Source organism: Dysgonomonas termitidis, from assembly GCF_042654545.1.
GTDB lineage: Bacteria > Bacteroidota > Bacteroidia > Bacteroidales > Dysgonomonadaceae > Dysgonomonas > Dysgonomonas termitidis.
Window position 1 is genome coordinate 123,858 of sequence record NZ_JBHSGN010000064.1, and the last position, 16,129, is coordinate 139,986.

The window sequence follows — 16,129 nt, forward strand, 5'->3', positions numbered from 1 at the left end:
GTAAATTTTAACAAAAATGCAGGATTATGACACTCAGGTTAAGTTTTCAAACTGTTTGATTTTTAATTAAATTCTTGTAGATTTGTGTAAAAATGATTTCCCTTGCAATTCTTTGGCCTACATAAGAAAAAACAATCGGATAGCGACGAGACCCTCTTGTCAAAATTTAAAGAAACGCGTAAAGCTGAATATTTCCAACAGCTTTACGAACGTTATATTCCCCTCATTTACGGTCTTTGCCTCAAATATCTGCAAAGTCCCGAGCAATCTCAGGATGCGGTAATAGATATATACGAAAACCTGTCGCAAAAGATTCAGGATTACGAAATCAAGGTATTCAAAAACTGGCTTTATAGTGTAGTAAAGAATCATTGCTTCCATATATTGAAAGAAAACAAGAAGGAAATTATTGTTAATTTCGATTCCCGGCTTATGGAATCGGACAGTTCTTTTACTCTATTTGATGACAGCAGGGATGAAGAAAAGGAAAGCGCTCTGAATGAGTGCCTGGAAAAACTGCCGGAACCTCAACGGATAGCAGTAGAAAAGTTTTTTTACGAAGACAAATCGTATGCGGACATCGTGGATGAAACAGGCTTTCATCTCAAAAGTGTAAAAAGTTATATACAAAACGGTAAACGGAATTTAAAAATTTGTATCGAAAAAAATCTGAAAGAATGAAATTCTTAGATTACATAAAAGGACAAAGAAAAGGTAAAGATGCCCATCGGATAGAAAAAGATTCGATGAAAGATCCGTTTTTGTACGAGGCTATAGACGGATTCGACAGCATCGACGACAACCATATCGAACGTATCAATAATATACAAAACCGGCTAAAGGCCGGATCGAAAACAGAAAACAGGGCAAACGGCAGGCATATGTGGCAATCGGCTGCCGCCGCTATTATTATCATAATCGGCATCGGCGGATATTTTCTGACCGACTATCATAAATCGGGACTATATGCCCAACAGGCAAATGAAAATTCTATCATCGAGATCTATGTACCTGAAGCATATTATGCTGAAAATATAGTAGTGATCGCACAAAAGAATTCTGAACTGGCAAAGGCTTATAAGCCGGATATCTCCCGTTTCAAAATAGAAAGTGAAGAAAGTGCTTCGATGAGTAAAGCCGAGCAGGAAATCTTGTCGGAAGATGCCAAACGCATGAGCGAAGTACCTATAGAAATATATGTACCCGATGATTTCGAGAGCAAAACATCCGGTCCGGAAGAAACAAATAGCGGCAAACCTGAACCTATAGGCGGCTACGAAAAATATAACGAATATCTGAAAAAATCGCTTCGCCGACCGACCGATGACATTTGCAAGGACCGTAAAGGAAAAGTCGCTGTGGAATTCTCCGTTAATTCCCTGGGGCGGCCATTCTTGTTTGATATAAAGTACAGTTTGTGCGGCACGTCCGATAATGAAGCTATACGACTGATCCAGTCAGGTCCGCGCTGGACTACAGGAAGCAAAGAAAGGGTTACTGTAAAGGTCGAATTCTAAACATCAACTTTTGAAGATTTATTCTTCACTTTTTAATAAGTCGGGACGCAACCTTTCGGTGCGCTCTATTGCCTGATGCAACTTCCACTCATCTATCTTGGCCTGATGACCTGACAATAATATATCAGGGACTTTCCAGCCTTTATATTCTGCCGGACGGGTATAGACAGGCGGAGCCAGCAGATTGTCCTGGAAAGAATCCGACAAAGCCGACTGTTCATCTCCTATTGCCCCCGGGATAAGCCGCACTATGGCATCTGCCATTACAGCAGCAGCAAGTTCTCCCCCGGTAAGCACATAATCCCCTATCGATATTTCACGGGTTATCAGATGCTCACGAACACGATAATCTATACCTTTATAGTGCCCGCATAGAATGATGATATTTTCATATGCCGACATCTGATTTGCGATCTTCTGATTGAAAACTTCGCCATCCGGAGATGTATATATTATTTCATCATAATTACGTTGTTGTTTCAATGCAGTTATCGCATTATCAATCGGCTCTATCTGCATTACCATACCTGCTTCGCCACCAAAGGGATAATCATCCACATTCCGGTGTTTATTGGTAGCATAATCCCGAAGATTATGAACGACTATTTTTACAAGACTCTTATCCTGTGCCCGTTTCAGTATAGAGCAGTCAACAAGCCCCATGAACATCTGAGGCAAAACACTTATGATATCTATCCGCATAAATAATGTGATAATGAGAAAATATGCCGGTGTGCCAAGGCGCGAAGCGACAAAAAGTTCTTATTTTTTAAAATTATTTTTGGGGGGCTAATTGGCACATTAGCACATTGTCTAATTATTTTTATGGAACATGCTGCCATTGGCCTGTGCTGTCGGCATCACCAGTATATCCTGTATATCTACATGGGGTGGCTGGGATACTGCATAAAAAACAGCATCGGCAATATTTTCGGCTGTCAGGGCATCATACCCGTCATATACCAAATCGGCTCTATCCTGGTTTCCTTTGAAGCGGACAAGCGAGAATTCTGTATTCACTGCACCCGGACAAACCTGAGTAACCCGTATATTATATGGCAGCATATCCATACGCATACCCTGGCTCAATGCATCTACAGCATGCTTGGTAGCACAATATACCGCTCCGTTAGGATAAACACCTTTTCCTGCAATGGAACCAAGATTAACGATATGCCCCGATTTTCGCGCCACCATACCCGGGGACACTACACGGGTCACATATAACAGCCCCTTGATGTTGGTATCTATCATCCGCTCCCAATCATCAATTACTCCCTGCTGGATAGGGTCTAATCCTACGGCAAGCCCGGCATTATTAACAAGGATATCGATTGCCTTCCATTCTTCGGGCAGATCAGTAATCGCTTTCTCCACTTCTTTGTATACCCGCACATCGAAGCAAAGCGAATATACCTTCGACTCGTATTTTATTTCAATCTCCCGTTCCAGTTCCTCCAGCCTATCTTTGCGGCGTCCGGTTATGATTACATCATAGCCTTCCTTTGCCAACCTCAAAGCTATTGCTCTACCTAGTCCGGAAGTAGCTCCGGTGATTAAAGCTATTTTTCTCATAAGCTTTTATTCTGTGTTTATTTTATCCAAACGTTCAATATTTCACCCAAATATGTTTTATCCGATGCGGCTTTTGGATCGGAAGACGGCATTACTCCTGCTTTTTTGCATTCGATAATCATCCATGCTTCTGTGAATACAGGTGCGCCTGAAGGTGCAATAACCGGCGTAAGCCCGGAAGCCTTTATTTTGTCATTAATATTTCCTTTTGTATTTTCAAATTCTTTCAATGCATCACCATATACCTCGGTATAAAAAGATATTGTATAAGTTCCGGCATTATCTATTGCTCCTGTTGTATATTGCGCAGTATTGACATTACTCAACGCCACCGGTCTTTCCATCAAGGAAGTAATGCCTCCCCACGATGCTGGAACAACAGAAGGACTACTCACCGTCCCTGAAAGGATTAAAGCTTTGCTGCCTTGCAGGCTCGCAGGTATCTTCCCTGTATCCACCTTTTTGAATCCTGGGATGGAAGCTTCAGCAAGTGCATTAGTCGCTGTAGCCAATGCCGGAGAGATATTCTCCTGTCTGTCCGGAACACCTACCGATGCAGGAACTGCTGAAGAAACAACCCCTGTTGTAACGGTACCATTCAAATATTTGTCGATAGAATTGAATATACTATTGATGCTGTCAACCGTTTGTCTGCGAAATTTATCATAATACCTGTTGAGCTTATCTCCCTTCTTATTCAGCGCAATGTTATCCGTTATCATTTCTTCGGCAGATAGAGGCGTTTTACTATCCGAATATTCATACTTGATATAACGCGCAGTGGCATTACATTTACCTCCGTTTATATTCAGGATCAGCTGATAGACCATTTTAGCCTGATCCAATACAAACGCGCTTTTCTTGAACACAAGGAATTTCTCACCCAGACATGCTATATCTTTCTCTTCTTTATTAGATAACAGAACCCTATTATCTAAATTTTCATTAAGATTAGAACCATAATTGTCATTCGCCCATTTATCCATGATATTGAATAAATCGTCATCAGATATAGGATTCTTTACCGGTATGGATTTGGAAAAAATGACTTTACCGTCAACCTCAGGTACCGCACCTGCCAAATATTTTGCATCCTCCTGAGCGTAAGACAGGACCGGGATAATTGCACATAACGAGATTAAAAGGAATTTATTCATATTCGCCGGGTTAAATTTGTTTATTGTATAAAATTAGCATAAAATCAGAAACCGACAAACAAAGTTCCGGCCTTTTATTATTTATTAAAACCGGATTCCATTCAAAAAAGCGGGATCGACAAAATGCTGATCCCGCTTATATAGTGAACTTTGCTTATATATCAGAAATTATAGGCAACCCCTACCCCGATCATTTCTTTGAACTGAACTTTCGGGCCGCCGGTAGTACCGTCTTCATTTATGATTTTTACATCATCGTCGTACTTCAATGTCGTATTCACACTTGCCGACAATACTTTATTTATTTTCATGCTAATCAATAAATCCCAATTCACATCCACATTACCAAAAGACTTGTCATACGCAGTAAAGAAATCCAGTGTCGATATAGCTTTTACATTTTCCATCAATGTCTTCTCTGCACGGGCTTTGAAGTAAGCACCTAATTCTGCTTTGAATTTATCTCCGGGATCTACCCCGAATGCTCCTATACTGGAAAGATAATCATCTTCTACAAACGTCAGTTTTCCCGCAAGCGGTGATAAATAGAGTGAATAGCTTGTGTTGGGCCTATATTCGAAACCTATTGATATATTGGAATAAGCGGGAGCGAAAAACTTCGATATATAGTTCGTCTTGTCCGGATAATTATATCCTTTATAAAACTGGGACTTAAAATCGCCCATTATAGTATAATACCATTTATTATTGGTAGAATACCCCAACTGAGTGGTAAAATCTATTTTATCGCTTGTTTTCTGTGTGCCCAGCGATTTGGTATTTGTCAGTCCATATTCCAAAGCGAGCGCATTTGAAAAAAGCCAGTTTCCGCTTTTGCGGACAAGAGACCCATTCAGGTAGGCTGTCCCCGCCATCGCATTTTCACCTCCGGCCGACCAATTGCTTACTGCGGTTTGTGAAGCATTAAGTCCTGTTACTCCTTTCAGATACCATTTCCCATCTTCGAGTTTATTCTTGTCATCCTGCGCATAAACGCTCATTGCCAATATAAGAAAGGCAGCTGTAAAAAATAATTGTTTCATTCTCAATAAAAATTCAAGTTTTGTGTTTTAATTCTCATCTTAACTTTAAGACATCTCCTTCTTCAGGAACGTATTCGAAATCCTTTTTGTTCATTTTGTAAAGATTCTTGACTTTTATGCCATATAATTGCGAGATACTGTGCATCGACTCCCCAACCTGTACCACATGGTCGTAATAAGGTTTATCTGCTTTCGATTTTTTCTTCTCAAAATAGACTAAATCTCCCTGTTTAAGAGGAAAACCTTCCGGCACTTCATTATATTTGTACAGATCTTTGGACTTAAATCCAAATTCGGCGGCTATGGCTTCGTATGTATCTCCATCTTCAGCCCTCACATAGATCAGATTGTGAGTTTTGTATGGAGTATGCTTATATTCTCTTATTACTATTTGCTCTTCCTTGTCCTTGTCTTTTTCTTTTCCTCCGCCTTTTTTGTCATGCTGGTAAAGTTCATAGTCTTCGATAATCTTTATCAACTTGTTTGCATATGCTTTGTCCGTGGCATATCCGCATTGTTGCAACCCTTTAGCCCAACCCCGGTAATCAGTTATCTTCAGAGAAAAAAGCGATTTATAGCGCGGCTTCTCTGCTAAAAAACGGGAATGGTCTTCATACGATTCTTCCGCTTTTTTATACTTCCTGAAACAATCATTCGGTGTATCATCTGCCTTGTATACCCGACCGCCTGTCCAATCATTGTGGCATTTTATACCAAAATGGTTATTCGAACTCTGAGTCAAAGAACTTTTACCCGCACCCGATTCCAGTAAGCCCTGAGCAAGCGTAATACTTGCCGGGATTTTATATTTTTTCATATGATCTATCGCAATACCTTTGTAGGTATCAATATAGTCGTCGTAAATTTTATATCGTTTAGCCTGGGAAAAAGCAGAAACAGAAGGGAATAAGATAAGCAGAGATAATATAATAAATTGGGATAAAGTCTTCAGACAATAAGCTTTTTTCATATATTTATGATGTTTAATTAAGGTCTCAGACCTTTTTATTACATTTGTAAGTAAAACAACGATAGAAAGTTACACTCTGTAAACGGATCGTTAAATGCTTACTTCTACTAATTAACAACATTCACGATGGAAAGTTTAAGTTTAACTACAAAGATACTCGTTTATAGCTTTGATGAAAGTACGGAAAATATAAAAAAGCTTATAAATGAAGCTAAATTAGCTACAAAAAAGGCATATGCTCCTTATTCGGGCTTTCATGTCGGTGCTGCAATCCTCTTATCCGACGGTGAAATCATAACAGGGAACAATCAGGAAAACGCCGCATATCCATCAGGTCTGTGTGCCGAACGGGTGGCAATATTTGCCTCAAATTCCCAAAAACCGGATACGCCTGTAGAAGCTATTGCCATAGCAGCATTTCATGATGGAGATTTCACCGATTTACCCTGCTGCCCTTGCGGTGGCTGCAGGCAGGTTATGGTAGAAGTGGAGAACCGGTTTGAAAAATCCATCAGGGTAATTATGTACGGGAAGGATAAAATTTATGAAGTAGAATCGGCTAAAGACCTGTTGCCGCTTAGCTTTGGAAAGGAATCGTTGTCAGAATAGATTGTTATTGAATTAACAATGGCGTAAGCAACTCATAATTCGGTTACTTGTATCTCGTTTATTTGTTTCCTCGCAACTAAACATTATTTACCAGCCTGTTTTGAATGTTTTCAGTTCTTTCGTCAGTTCTTTTGCTTTCCCACCGGATACCTTATCCAATAATAGCCAGAAACGCTCTCCGTGATTCATTTCTTTGGTATGGCAAAGCTCGTGGAGGATAACAAAATCAACGAGGTATTCCGGCAGCAACATACAATGATAAGACAGGTTTATATCTTTCTTCGAAGAACAGCTTCCCCAACGGGTACGACTCTGATTGATTTTCACATTCGAGAATGTAAAACCATGCCGATGCGCTAATGCTTCTACCTTTTGAGGGAAAAGACGTTTAGCCTCATAGCGTAATGCTTTTTCTATTAAGCCTCTTATTGTGGTTTGCACTGCAGGAGTATCGTATTCCGTATCCGGCGGACAAGAGATGGACAGAATCCCGTCCCTCAATTTCAGATAGTAATTGCTTGTCGGGGCACTCTCAAATATCTTCAGAGCGAAACTAAATGTTTTGAATTCTGTCTGCGGAGTGAACAGATATTGCTTTTTTTTATTTTCCAAAAGCTTGAACAGGCGCGGTTTCATTTCCTCTATTGTTTTCTCTATGTAGGATATGCTCACGCCCGGAGGGTATGTCAATTGCAGGTAATCATCTTTGCGACGGACAATAATCCTCCGGGCCTGTGCATTTTTCACAAGCTTTATATCGCCCAGATCTTTATCTTTAATCACCATACTTCGTACAAAAAAAGCTTAACTGTCCGGTTAAGCTTTTCTTTTTTATATTTCAATAACTTATTTTGCTTTATGATTCTCTTTTATGAAGCTCTCCAAGGCAGCAGTCATCGACGGCACACCCGGAAGCGGAGCTTCACAGTCTAGCCTCAGGCCTGCATCACGGACAGCTTTTGCCGTAGATGCTCCAAAACAGCCTATGGCTATTTCCTCCTGTTTGAAATGAGGTGCATTTTTGAACAGGGATACGATTCCCGACGGACTAAAAAACACGAGCATATCATATGACAGGATTTCCTGTTCGGTAATATCATTACTTACTGTCCTGTACATGACAGCTTTGGTATATCCTACCTTTTTTTCATCCAGAACTGCTGTCAGGTCCTCGGTATGTACATCAGACACAGGTACGATAAATTTCTCTTTATTATGCTTGGTCAAGGCTGTTGACAAGCCATCCATTTTACCTGTGGCACTGAAAAATATTTTACGTTTTCTATAAACAATATATTTTTGCAGATACAAAGCGACCGCTTCCGAAATACAAAAATACTTCATCGTCTCAGGCATTACAATCCTAAACTCTTCGCACAAGGCAAAGAAATGGTCAATAGCGGTTTTTGCAGTGAATACAACAGCCGTGTAATCCTGTATATTTATCCGTTGTTGTCTGAATTCTTTAGCGTCTAATCCCTCTACTCGTATGAACGGTCGAAAGTCCAACTGTATATGATATTTTTCAGCAATATCATAGTATGGAGATTTCTCGGTTACAGGTGCAGGCTGCGAGATCAAGACTTTCTTTACTTTTAAAGCCATAGTGTGTTAAATACGTCAATTCTATATAAATAAACCAAGCCGATCATTAGAAATATATATGGTAATATTTCAAAGGTGCAAAGGTACGCAATCAGATACAAAAAGTTAAATTTTTCCCTAATAAAAAAGATTATTATTTGGTAAAAAAGTATTAATTGAACGATTAGAAATAAAATCAACATGAAAATAATAATCTGCAAATGATAATAGTTCGAGTAGATAAGCAGTAATGTAGGTATAAAATAAAGCATACCCAGAATTTCTATGCCGATAATATAGGTACGTCTCCACACTCCCATCCGTTTCTGTTCATCGAAGATGTATCCCAGTATAAGGTACATGACATCCTTTATTCCTAAAAATAGACCGATGAGTACTATATATGATAAAATGGAAATGAATGGCCGTTGAACAGCCTCCGACCGTGAATCGAACTCAATAAAAATATTGTAGGTACAAATAGAAATAAGAACTATTGTCTGGAAAATAAGAAAGTAACTATATAAATATTCCCTTACCGTTGTCTGGCGATATATCTTTTGCCCTTTTTCGGAGGAGAATAGCAATGATATATTTTCCTTGAGAAAAGCAATTCCTCCATTGTATATATGCGCAAAGAAAATAAAACAGATCAATAACAGCCCGAATACTCCGTCTGCCTGTTCTATATGGAATGGTATATGCACACCATCATGCCCGGTTCTTTCTTTCCTTACGTTTTTTTCTGTATACAGACTATAATCGGTACTGCCGTCTGCCACATCGAATACTTCTCCCTGAACTGACCGGAGTCCAAAGAAATCCTGACGGGCTGAATCGTTTGAAGCGACGCTATCCCCTGCGACATCGGTACGAGGTATGGAATCTTTTACCAAAATAATCCGTTAGTTATTACCAGAAAGGTACAGATCCTGCATTCTCCGGACCTGCACCCCCTGCTTATTCTTATTACAAGCCAAATTCCTTCTTCACGGCATCTACATAATCCAGTTTCTCCCAAGTAAACAGTTCCACTTCACGGGATACTCCTTCAGGATTGTAACGTGATCTGAATAACTTAGTCACCACCTGCGGTTCACGTCCCATATGGCCATAAGCTGCAGTTTCGGCGTATATAGGATTGCGCAGTTTCAATCTCTGCTCAATCGCTTTAGGGCGCATATCAAAGAGTTTTTCAACTTTCCTGGCTATTTCCCCATCCGTAATATTTAAATTGCTCTTACCGTATGTATTTACATAAATATTCATCGGTTTGGCCACACCTATGGCATATGATACCTGAACCAATATTTCGGAAGATACACCTGCCGCCACCAGATTCTTTGCGATATGACGTGCTGCATAGGCTGCCGAGCGGTCTACTTTAGACGGGTCTTTGCCCGAAAAGGCACCTCCTCCATGAGCACCTTTACCTCCATAGGTATCGACAATAATTTTACGGCCAGTAAGCCCGGTATCTCCATGAGGCCCTCCGATAACAAAACGTCCGGTAGGATTTACGTGATAGGTAATATTGTCATTGAATAATTTAGAAATATCCTCTCTGAACTTATATTTTTCTTTTACACGAGGTATCAGGATATTGATAACATCACTCTTGATTCTGGCCTGCATAGCCGCATCGTCTCCAAACTCGTCGTGCTGGGTAGAGATAACAATGGTATCTATGCGCAATGGTGTTCCGTTATCATCATATTCTATCGTTACCTGAGATTTTGCATCGGGACGAAGATAAGGCATTAACTGCAGTTCGTTCTTACGGATTGCCGCCAATTCCAATAAAAGAGCATGAGACAAGTCAAGCGCGAGAGGCATATAGTTATCCGTTTCAGATGTAGCGTAACCAAACATCATACCTTGGTCTCCTGCCCCCTGATCCATCGGGTCGGATTTACCATCCACTCCTCTGTTGATATCGTCGGATTGTTCGTGTATGGCAGACAAAACGCCACAAGATTGCGCCTCAAACTGATATTCACTTTTTGTATAACCGATACGTTCGATCACTTTGCGGGCAGTTTCCGGTATATCAATATATGCTTTTGATTTAACTTCTCCGGCCAATACGACTTGTCCGGTGGTAACCAGTGTTTCACAAGCTACTTTGGAGTTTTCATCGTATGCAAGAAACTCATCTAACAGGGAGTCTGAAATCTGGTCTGCAACTTTATCCGGATGTCCTTCCGAAACAGATTCGGATGTAAATAAATAACTCATTTGTATATAAAAATTTTACTGTTAAGAAAACAGGAAGGATATGTATAATGCAGTGCAGAAAATGGTTTAGCATTTTTTCATGTGGTTGCAATCAATACAAATCTATCCACTTAATTGGCTGCAAAGATACGGTTTTTTCTCTATTTAATCATTTTTTTCACAAAAAATAACCCGGACTTAATCAAGCCCGGGTTACCTCAACTATATTCGGATGAATTATTTACCGTTTGCAAATTCGAATAAAGCCTTACCGTTTGCATTTTCAGGATCCAGTTCCAGGACCTTCTCTGCATATAATTTTACATTAGCTTTATCTTCTGCTTTTTTAGTTTTATCAAACTGCAGATAGTAGTAGTAGCTTAGATAGCTGTATGCTTCTATCAATATTCTGGTGTTCTCTCCATCGTTTTTAGCCAGAATAACTTCAATTGTTTTCTCATAGTGAGGTTTAGCCAGGCCTAGTTCGCTATCAGGGTCTAACTCAAAGTTTGTACGTGCTCTCTGATAAAAACCTAGATAACTGTCAGGCATTCTTTCACTAACGGTGGCAAACGCCCCATCAGCCAGTTTATAGAATTCTACCGATTTAGCTTTAGCTTGGTCGGCAGTCATATTGATTGTATCATTTTTAGCCGCCCTACCTGCATTGGTATAATATAAACCTAGCTGATAGTAATCCTGAGCGTCGATCTTCTCTCCACCAAGTTCAGTATATTTCTTATAGAATTCGGCTGCTTCCGGATACATTTTCTCGTTTGCACAGATAGTTGCTATCTCTTTATATATATCCACATTAGAAGGATCGAGTTCTATTAGTTTCTTATATTGCTCGATTGCTTTAGCTTTATTCCCGGTTTCGCTCAAAGAACTTGCATAAGCCAGATAATCCTGCTTCAGATATTTGATCGTATCATTCGCTTTAGGCAGGCTAAAGAATTTGTCACCGGCCGATACGGCTGCTGCATAATCTTTCAAATCGCTGCTGGTATACATTGACAAACGATTCAATACAAAGTTGTTTGGTTCTTTGCTCAACCCTTCGCTAATAAGTGTTTTAGCCTCATTATACTGTTGAGTGAAATACTCGGCTGCTGCATAACGGGTAATATCCTCGATTGTATAATCGCCACCTTTGAAGTATTCCTTATAGGCTGCAATAGCATCCGGATAGAATCCATCGCGATACGACACGTCTGCCAGGGCTTTGTAAGCTATACTGTAATTCGGATTTATTTCAATCACTTTCTTCAACATATCCGTAGCTGTTTTACGGTTGATAAACTCGTAAACTCTGGCTCCTTTCATATACGCAAGAACACAGTTAGCATCGAAGTTGATAGCCTGGTCGTATTGCATAGCCGCATCGCCCGGCTTATTTTCTTTAGCTAACATGTCACCTTCAAATATGTATATATATGGAGATTTTTTATCTGCCTTACGGGCATCCTGCAATTTCTCCAGAGCTTTTTCTTTCATGCCGTTATCAAGATATGCCTGAGCAATAGCAAGAATGACTGCTACGTCTTTCTTATTTTTCTTCTGAATTTCTTTCAGTTGGTCTTCAGCTGCTTTAGGATCTGATTTTAATTGCAGTTTAGCTAAGCCAATAGCACCGAGGGCAGCCTCAGGATTGGCAGCCAGCGCTTTTTCATAAAATGATTTGGCTTCGGCTGTTTTACCTTCCTGAAATGCAATTTCACCAAGATAGTAATTTGCTTCTGCCGGAGATTGGCTCAACGTTTTTTGAAAATATTCTTTCGCTAGCTTCAATTCTCCGAGGCTCAAGTAATCCGCCCCCGGGCTATTTTGCGCTAGGGCCGAAATGCTGATCATAAGGCTCAGAAAAGAGCCTAAAAAATACTTCATTTTCATCTTTCTAAGTAATATTTTTGTGATTAATGATTCTATTTTATATAGTTGCTACAGTATTTATAAAGAAGGCCTTACACTTACTACCCGTGTTAAGCCATATGCAGGGTAAAGACCGGCCTTATACACAATACGTTGCCCTCTTTCACCCGCTGCAAAGTTAACAAAACCTGATGGCAATCCACCTCTCACATCTGAAATTATTATATACAGACTCCGGCTTAAAGGGTATTTTTCCAACCCTATATAAGCCGCAAAAGGCTGATAACTGTTTCTATCAGTGGCTTCTTCAGCTCTACTGACAGCCATCACATTGATTTTATTAATAAAACTTAAATTGGTTGTATCGGACGGATTACTGATCCAGTTCACCCCTATGATGCCTAAAGCATTCGGTGTGGACGCGACATAATCTATCACTTGCTGATTCGGTGTACGTTCCGACAAATCAATAGTCTTGGTACTATCCGAAGCTCTTGCTTTCAGGTTATTACCCAGTCTACCACCACAGACAGAGTCTCTGAGGTATCTGACAGTACTTGAATTGGGGCTATCGAATGTTACGGCGATCTCGCCTAGCGATGACTTGGGATTAAGTTCTTTCCATGTACGAACCTCCCCTGTCATTATCCGTTTTATATCTGCTACTGTTATCAGTGTATCTGTATTCGCTTTATTCACGATCAAAGCAATGGCATCCGTACCATACTTCTGCGAACGTACAACCCGGTTTCTTTCTTTTATAATCAGCCTTTCATTTGCTGTCAGTTCGCGAGCTGCTATAATAACACGCACACTGTCTTTCATGAATAAGTCGAAAGCTTGATTTTCACCGGTATAGATAGGGATAATAGTAGCATCTCTGTTCAATGCTTCGAACACATCGACTTGTTCCTGGACGATAGGTGCGAAACATTCATCAGCAACTATTGCTGCCAAGCCACTGGTCGGGGTATCGGTACGCGTAACTTTGGGCCCGCTACACGAATACAGTACCAGCGATAAGATGAATAAAATAAAGCTCAACCTTTTCATAAATATTTTTTTAAACTGTCAAAATTTATTCTTTCCAAGCTCTGTAAGCCCTGAATAAACCATATACAATAAGTAAAACTCCCCCTATGATACGAGGTACTCCAACCGGAATAATATTTTCTAATACTGTTGTAAACGACAATGCACAACCTATTCCAAAATAGAATAGAGACATAAAAAATCCATATATTTTTTTTACCGGAGTCTTGTTTTCTTCTTTCATATCTTCTATTATTGGGAAAGAAGAGAAGATGATTTTTAATTTCAAACTTCTCTTCTTTACTCAGTTTTATGTTTGTTATTTAAACATGCATTATTGTTTCAGGCGGAATACAATCGGAAGGGTAAAGTAAACCGGTACGTTCAAACCGTTTTGCTTACCCGGAATCCATTTAGGCATCGCTTTTACAACCCTTACTGCTTCTTTATCACAAGACGGGTCGATACCACGGATTACCGTTACATCTGAGATTGCTCCTGTTTTGGTAACAACGAAACGTATAGTAACACGACCTTGTATCCCTGACTCCTGAGCTACAACCGGATATTTCAGATTATCATTGATAAACCGGTGCATTTCTGTTTCACCTCCGGGGAAGCTCGGCATCTGCTCTACTGTAACGAATGGTTTCTCTTCCACAGGTTTTTCTTCCACAATTTGTTTGTGCTCTCTCAACTCTGCGATATCGATACCATGTTTGTCGTCAGTACCTTTTACGTCAGCTACCGAAATCTGGATTTTAGTTTCCTGAATTTCTTCCTGGCCTACCATTTTTTCTTCAGCTACTTCTTCATCCCTTGCAATTGTTGGCGGAACGAATTTCACTGTCGTTTTTAACGGTGGCGGCGGTGGAGCCGTTTCTTGTTTAATAATGTTCTCTTCCGGAATTTCCTGTTCTACCGGAATATTAGACATTTCATAAGCTTCATCCATTGGTCCGCTCTGGTTCTGCGTAAGTTTTTTGATTTCACTTACCAATCCTGGTAAAGCTGAAACAAAAGCCGCGAATACACAAACGACAAGGAATGCTACGATATGTCTCTTCGAGGATGATTGACGTAGTCTGTAGGCACCATACTGTTTATTTTTCCCTTCAAAAACTACATCACACCATTCTGCGGAATTTAATCTGATATCTTTTGACATAATTTACTCCTTTTTATAATGTGATTACTTTTTTGGTGGTGCTGCCTGTGCCCCATAAGCTCCCTTAGTCTTGAGATTCTCCAGAAGGAATTGGTCTCCTTCGGTCATATCCACGATAGCATATTTGTCAATACTGCAAATCTGCATTTCATCCAGAGCGTCTACAAGATTTGCATAATTGGCGTCGGCGGTAGGCTTGATAACAACAACCTGTCCATCCTTATCGCCTTTTATCTCTTTTGATCTTGTTTGAAACTCTTCATCAGACATTTTCTTGTTAGTCACATACTTCTCTTGTTTCAGTTCCTTCATTTTTGCCACAATGCTTTTGTTTCTGTCCAAAAGCAGCGCACGAAGTCCTTCCGGTGAAAAATCTGTTTCTTTCAAGGTTGTATAGTCTTCATAATTCGGTATACCTGTATAATAATATACCTTATCATTTTCTCCCAGTATAAGGGTGATCGCTTTTGATTCTTTCACCTTTACTTCTTCATCTTCGTTCAGTTTCTCATTGGTAGGCATCGCGATATCCATTACCTGCGGCTTACTCAATGTGGTACAGAACATAAAGAATGTGATCAAAAGCATATTCATATCTACCATGGGGGTAAAGTCCACCCTCAGTGTCTGTTTTTTCGGTTTACCTTTTTTTTCTTCTCCCCCACCGGTCTCTATTGAAGCCATAATCTTTTCTTTTTAAAATTCTAAATTTGATTATTACAAGCCTTCCGGCATTTTCTTGAGAGTTGTAACGAGGCTATACCTGTTTTCTTTCATCTCCACCAGAATTTTCATCACTTTATCCACATCGGGATATGGTGTTGTCTGGTCTGATTTAATAGCAATCTGCATATTGTCACCACCTATTTCACGCGCATGTTTCACCCAACGTGTCAACTGATTGTTGGTACTGTCGGTTGGAACACCCATTTTTTTGATTTCTTCATCCTGCGCACTCAATGGCAAATCTAAGAAAGCGGACATTCTACTCATAGGCACCCCGATATGGGATTGCTCTACGAAAGACCTTACCTGCTTGTCATTAAACGTAATACCATAGTCCTGCCCCATCAACTGTAATACCGATTTTTTGGCATTATCATCGTCCAAATTCAGAAATACCCGTCCTTGTGTGTCTATCAATATAGTTAATACATTATATTCAGAGATCTTACGTTCGGATACTGACGCCGGTGTCAAAACCTGTACCGGCTCTTTTGGCAAGAATGTTGCTGTAAGCATGAAGAATGTGAGCAAGAGTACAGTAACATCACTCATCGCGGTCATGTCGATGAACGTGCTCTGTTTTTTTACCTTAATCTTTCCCATCTTCTTGTTTTTACTTATTAGAGTAGAATTTCACAGAAATTCCACAAATTATTCCG

General features: G+C 39.9%; 18 protein-coding genes. 3 read left to right on the plus strand and 15 right to left on the minus strand.

Annotated elements, in window-relative coordinates:
* Nucleotides 1-102: 102 nt before the first annotated feature.
* On the plus strand, nucleotides 103-681 hold the full coding sequence (locus tag ACFO6W_RS09625) for an RNA polymerase sigma factor (protein ID WP_379995753.1): 579 nt from the start codon (nucleotides 103-105) through the stop codon (nucleotides 679-681).
* Entirely contained in the window at nucleotides 678-1,517 is an 840-nt protein-coding gene (locus ACFO6W_RS09630; RefSeq protein WP_379995755.1) for a hypothetical protein, read from the plus strand. The genes ACFO6W_RS09625 and ACFO6W_RS09630 overlap by 4 nt, the downstream gene beginning before the upstream one ends.
* A gap of 18 nt (nucleotides 1,518-1,535) precedes the next feature.
* On the opposite strand, the gene trmD is transcribed toward ACFO6W_RS09630, so the two are convergent.
* From trmD to ACFO6W_RS09655, 5 genes are all read right to left on the minus strand, one after another.
* The gene (gene trmD, locus ACFO6W_RS09635; RefSeq protein ID WP_379995757.1) at nucleotides 1,536-2,219 is read right to left on the minus strand and encodes a tRNA (guanosine(37)-N1)-methyltransferase TrmD; all 684 of its coding nucleotides are present in this window, start codon (nucleotides 2,217-2,219) and stop codon (nucleotides 1,536-1,538) included.
* Nucleotides 2,220-2,330: 111 nt separating this feature from the next.
* Entirely contained in the window at nucleotides 2,331-3,092 is a 762-nt protein-coding gene (locus ACFO6W_RS09640; RefSeq protein ID WP_379995759.1) for an SDR family NAD(P)-dependent oxidoreductase, read from the minus strand.
* A gap of 17 nt (nucleotides 3,093-3,109) precedes the next feature.
* Nucleotides 3,110-4,249: a DUF4468 domain-containing protein gene (locus ACFO6W_RS09645; protein WP_379995761.1), complete on the minus strand. Its 1,140-nt coding sequence runs from the start codon at nucleotides 4,247-4,249 to the stop codon at nucleotides 3,110-3,112.
* 161 nt (nucleotides 4,250-4,410) lie between these two features.
* Entirely contained in the window at nucleotides 4,411-5,292 is an 882-nt protein-coding gene (locus tag ACFO6W_RS09650) for a DUF3078 domain-containing protein (protein ID WP_379995764.1), read from the minus strand.
* Between the two features lie 34 nt (nucleotides 5,293-5,326).
* Nucleotides 5,327-6,262, minus strand: coding sequence for a glucosaminidase domain-containing protein (locus ACFO6W_RS09655; RefSeq protein ID WP_379995766.1), 936 nt, complete (start codon nucleotides 6,260-6,262; stop codon nucleotides 5,327-5,329).
* A gap of 126 nt (nucleotides 6,263-6,388) precedes the next feature.
* On the opposite strand from ACFO6W_RS09655, the gene cdd reads away from it, so the two are divergent.
* Entirely contained in the window at nucleotides 6,389-6,871 is a 483-nt protein-coding gene (gene cdd, locus ACFO6W_RS09660; protein ID WP_379995768.1) for a cytidine deaminase, read from the plus strand.
* An 87-nt stretch (nucleotides 6,872-6,958) separates the two neighbouring features.
* On the opposite strand, the gene ACFO6W_RS09665 is transcribed toward cdd, so the two are convergent.
* The 10 genes from ACFO6W_RS09665 to ACFO6W_RS09710 form a co-directional block, all read right to left on the minus strand.
* Entirely contained in the window at nucleotides 6,959-7,657 is a 699-nt protein-coding gene (locus tag ACFO6W_RS09665; protein WP_379995770.1) for a M48 family metallopeptidase, read from the minus strand.
* Nucleotides 7,658-7,717: 60 nt separating this feature from the next.
* Nucleotides 7,718-8,476 (minus strand): uroporphyrinogen-III synthase, encoded by a 759-nt coding sequence (locus ACFO6W_RS09670; protein ID WP_379995772.1) that lies wholly within the window; start codon nucleotides 8,474-8,476, stop codon nucleotides 7,718-7,720.
* Nucleotides 8,467-9,351 carry a DUF4271 domain-containing protein gene (locus tag ACFO6W_RS09675; protein WP_379995774.1) on the minus strand — a complete coding sequence of 295 codons (885 nt, stop codon included), beginning with the start codon at nucleotides 9,349-9,351 and terminating at the stop codon, nucleotides 8,467-8,469. Before ACFO6W_RS09675 ends, ACFO6W_RS09670 begins: the two co-directional genes overlap by 10 nt.
* Nucleotides 9,352-9,424: 73 nt before the next feature.
* Entirely contained in the window at nucleotides 9,425-10,693 is a 1,269-nt protein-coding gene (gene metK, locus ACFO6W_RS09680) for a methionine adenosyltransferase (protein ID WP_379995776.1), read from the minus strand.
* Nucleotides 10,694-10,909: 216 nt separating this feature from the next.
* The gene (locus ACFO6W_RS09685; RefSeq protein ID WP_379995778.1) at nucleotides 10,910-12,559 is read right to left on the minus strand and encodes a tetratricopeptide repeat protein; all 1,650 of its coding nucleotides are present in this window, start codon (nucleotides 12,557-12,559) and stop codon (nucleotides 10,910-10,912) included.
* A 63-nt stretch (nucleotides 12,560-12,622) separates the two neighbouring features.
* Entirely contained in the window at nucleotides 12,623-13,597 is a 975-nt protein-coding gene (locus ACFO6W_RS09690) for a PstS family phosphate ABC transporter substrate-binding protein (RefSeq protein WP_379995780.1), read from the minus strand.
* Between the two features lie 25 nt (nucleotides 13,598-13,622).
* Nucleotides 13,623-13,820, minus strand: a complete 198-nt coding sequence (locus ACFO6W_RS09695) for a hypothetical protein (protein ID WP_379995782.1) — start codon at nucleotides 13,818-13,820, stop codon at nucleotides 13,623-13,625.
* 90 nt (nucleotides 13,821-13,910) lie between these two features.
* A complete protein-coding gene (locus ACFO6W_RS09700; protein WP_291107855.1) occupies nucleotides 13,911-14,744 on the minus strand; it encodes an energy transducer TonB in 834 nt (277 codons plus the stop codon).
* Nucleotides 14,745-14,768: 24 nt separating this feature from the next.
* Nucleotides 14,769-15,428, minus strand: a complete 660-nt coding sequence (locus ACFO6W_RS09705; RefSeq protein WP_379995784.1) for an ExbD/TolR family protein — start codon at nucleotides 15,426-15,428, stop codon at nucleotides 14,769-14,771.
* A gap of 33 nt (nucleotides 15,429-15,461) precedes the next feature.
* The gene (locus tag ACFO6W_RS09710) at nucleotides 15,462-16,073 is read right to left on the minus strand and encodes an ExbD/TolR family protein (protein WP_379995786.1); all 612 of its coding nucleotides are present in this window, start codon (nucleotides 16,071-16,073) and stop codon (nucleotides 15,462-15,464) included.
* Nucleotides 16,074-16,129 lie beyond the last annotated feature (56 nt).

Coding starts and splice junctions, on each gene's coding strand:
- ACFO6W_RS09630 (WP_379995755.1), top strand. CDS start 678: ATGAAATTCTTAGATTACATAAAAGGACAAAGAAAAGGTAAAGATGCC.
- trmD (WP_379995757.1), bottom strand. CDS start 2,219: ATGCGGATAGATATCATAAGTGTTTTGCCTCAGATGTTCATGGGGCTT.
- ACFO6W_RS09640 (WP_379995759.1), bottom strand. CDS start 3,092: ATGAGAAAAATAGCTTTAATCACCGGAGCTACTTCCGGACTAGGTAGA.
- ACFO6W_RS09645 (WP_379995761.1), bottom strand. CDS start 4,249: ATGAATAAATTCCTTTTAATCTCGTTATGTGCAATTATCCCGGTCCTG.
- ACFO6W_RS09650 (WP_379995764.1), bottom strand. CDS start 5,292: ATGAAACAATTATTTTTTACAGCTGCCTTTCTTATATTGGCAATGAGC.
- ACFO6W_RS09655 (WP_379995766.1), bottom strand. CDS start 6,262: ATGAAAAAAGCTTATTGTCTGAAGACTTTATCCCAATTTATTATATTA.
- cdd (WP_379995768.1), top strand. CDS start 6,389: ATGGAAAGTTTAAGTTTAACTACAAAGATACTCGTTTATAGCTTTGAT.
- ACFO6W_RS09665 (WP_379995770.1), bottom strand. CDS start 7,657: ATGGTGATTAAAGATAAAGATCTGGGCGATATAAAGCTTGTGAAAAAT.
- ACFO6W_RS09670 (WP_379995772.1), bottom strand. CDS start 8,476: ATGGCTTTAAAAGTAAAGAAAGTCTTGATCTCGCAGCCTGCACCTGTA.
- metK (WP_379995776.1), bottom strand. CDS start 10,693: ATGAGTTATTTATTTACATCCGAATCTGTTTCGGAAGGACATCCGGAT.
- ACFO6W_RS09685 (WP_379995778.1), bottom strand. CDS start 12,559: ATGAAGTATTTTTTAGGCTCTTTTCTGAGCCTTATGATCAGCATTTCG.
- ACFO6W_RS09690 (WP_379995780.1), bottom strand. CDS start 13,597: ATGAAAAGGTTGAGCTTTATTTTATTCATCTTATCGCTGGTACTGTAT.
- ACFO6W_RS09695 (WP_379995782.1), bottom strand. CDS start 13,820: ATGAAAGAAGAAAACAAGACTCCGGTAAAAAAAATATATGGATTTTTT.
- ACFO6W_RS09700 (WP_291107855.1), bottom strand. CDS start 14,744: ATGTCAAAAGATATCAGATTAAATTCCGCAGAATGGTGTGATGTAGTT.
- ACFO6W_RS09705 (WP_379995784.1), bottom strand. CDS start 15,428: ATGGCTTCAATAGAGACCGGTGGGGGAGAAGAAAAAAAAGGTAAACCG.
- ACFO6W_RS09710 (WP_379995786.1), bottom strand. CDS start 16,073: ATGGGAAAGATTAAGGTAAAAAAACAGAGCACGTTCATCGACATGACC.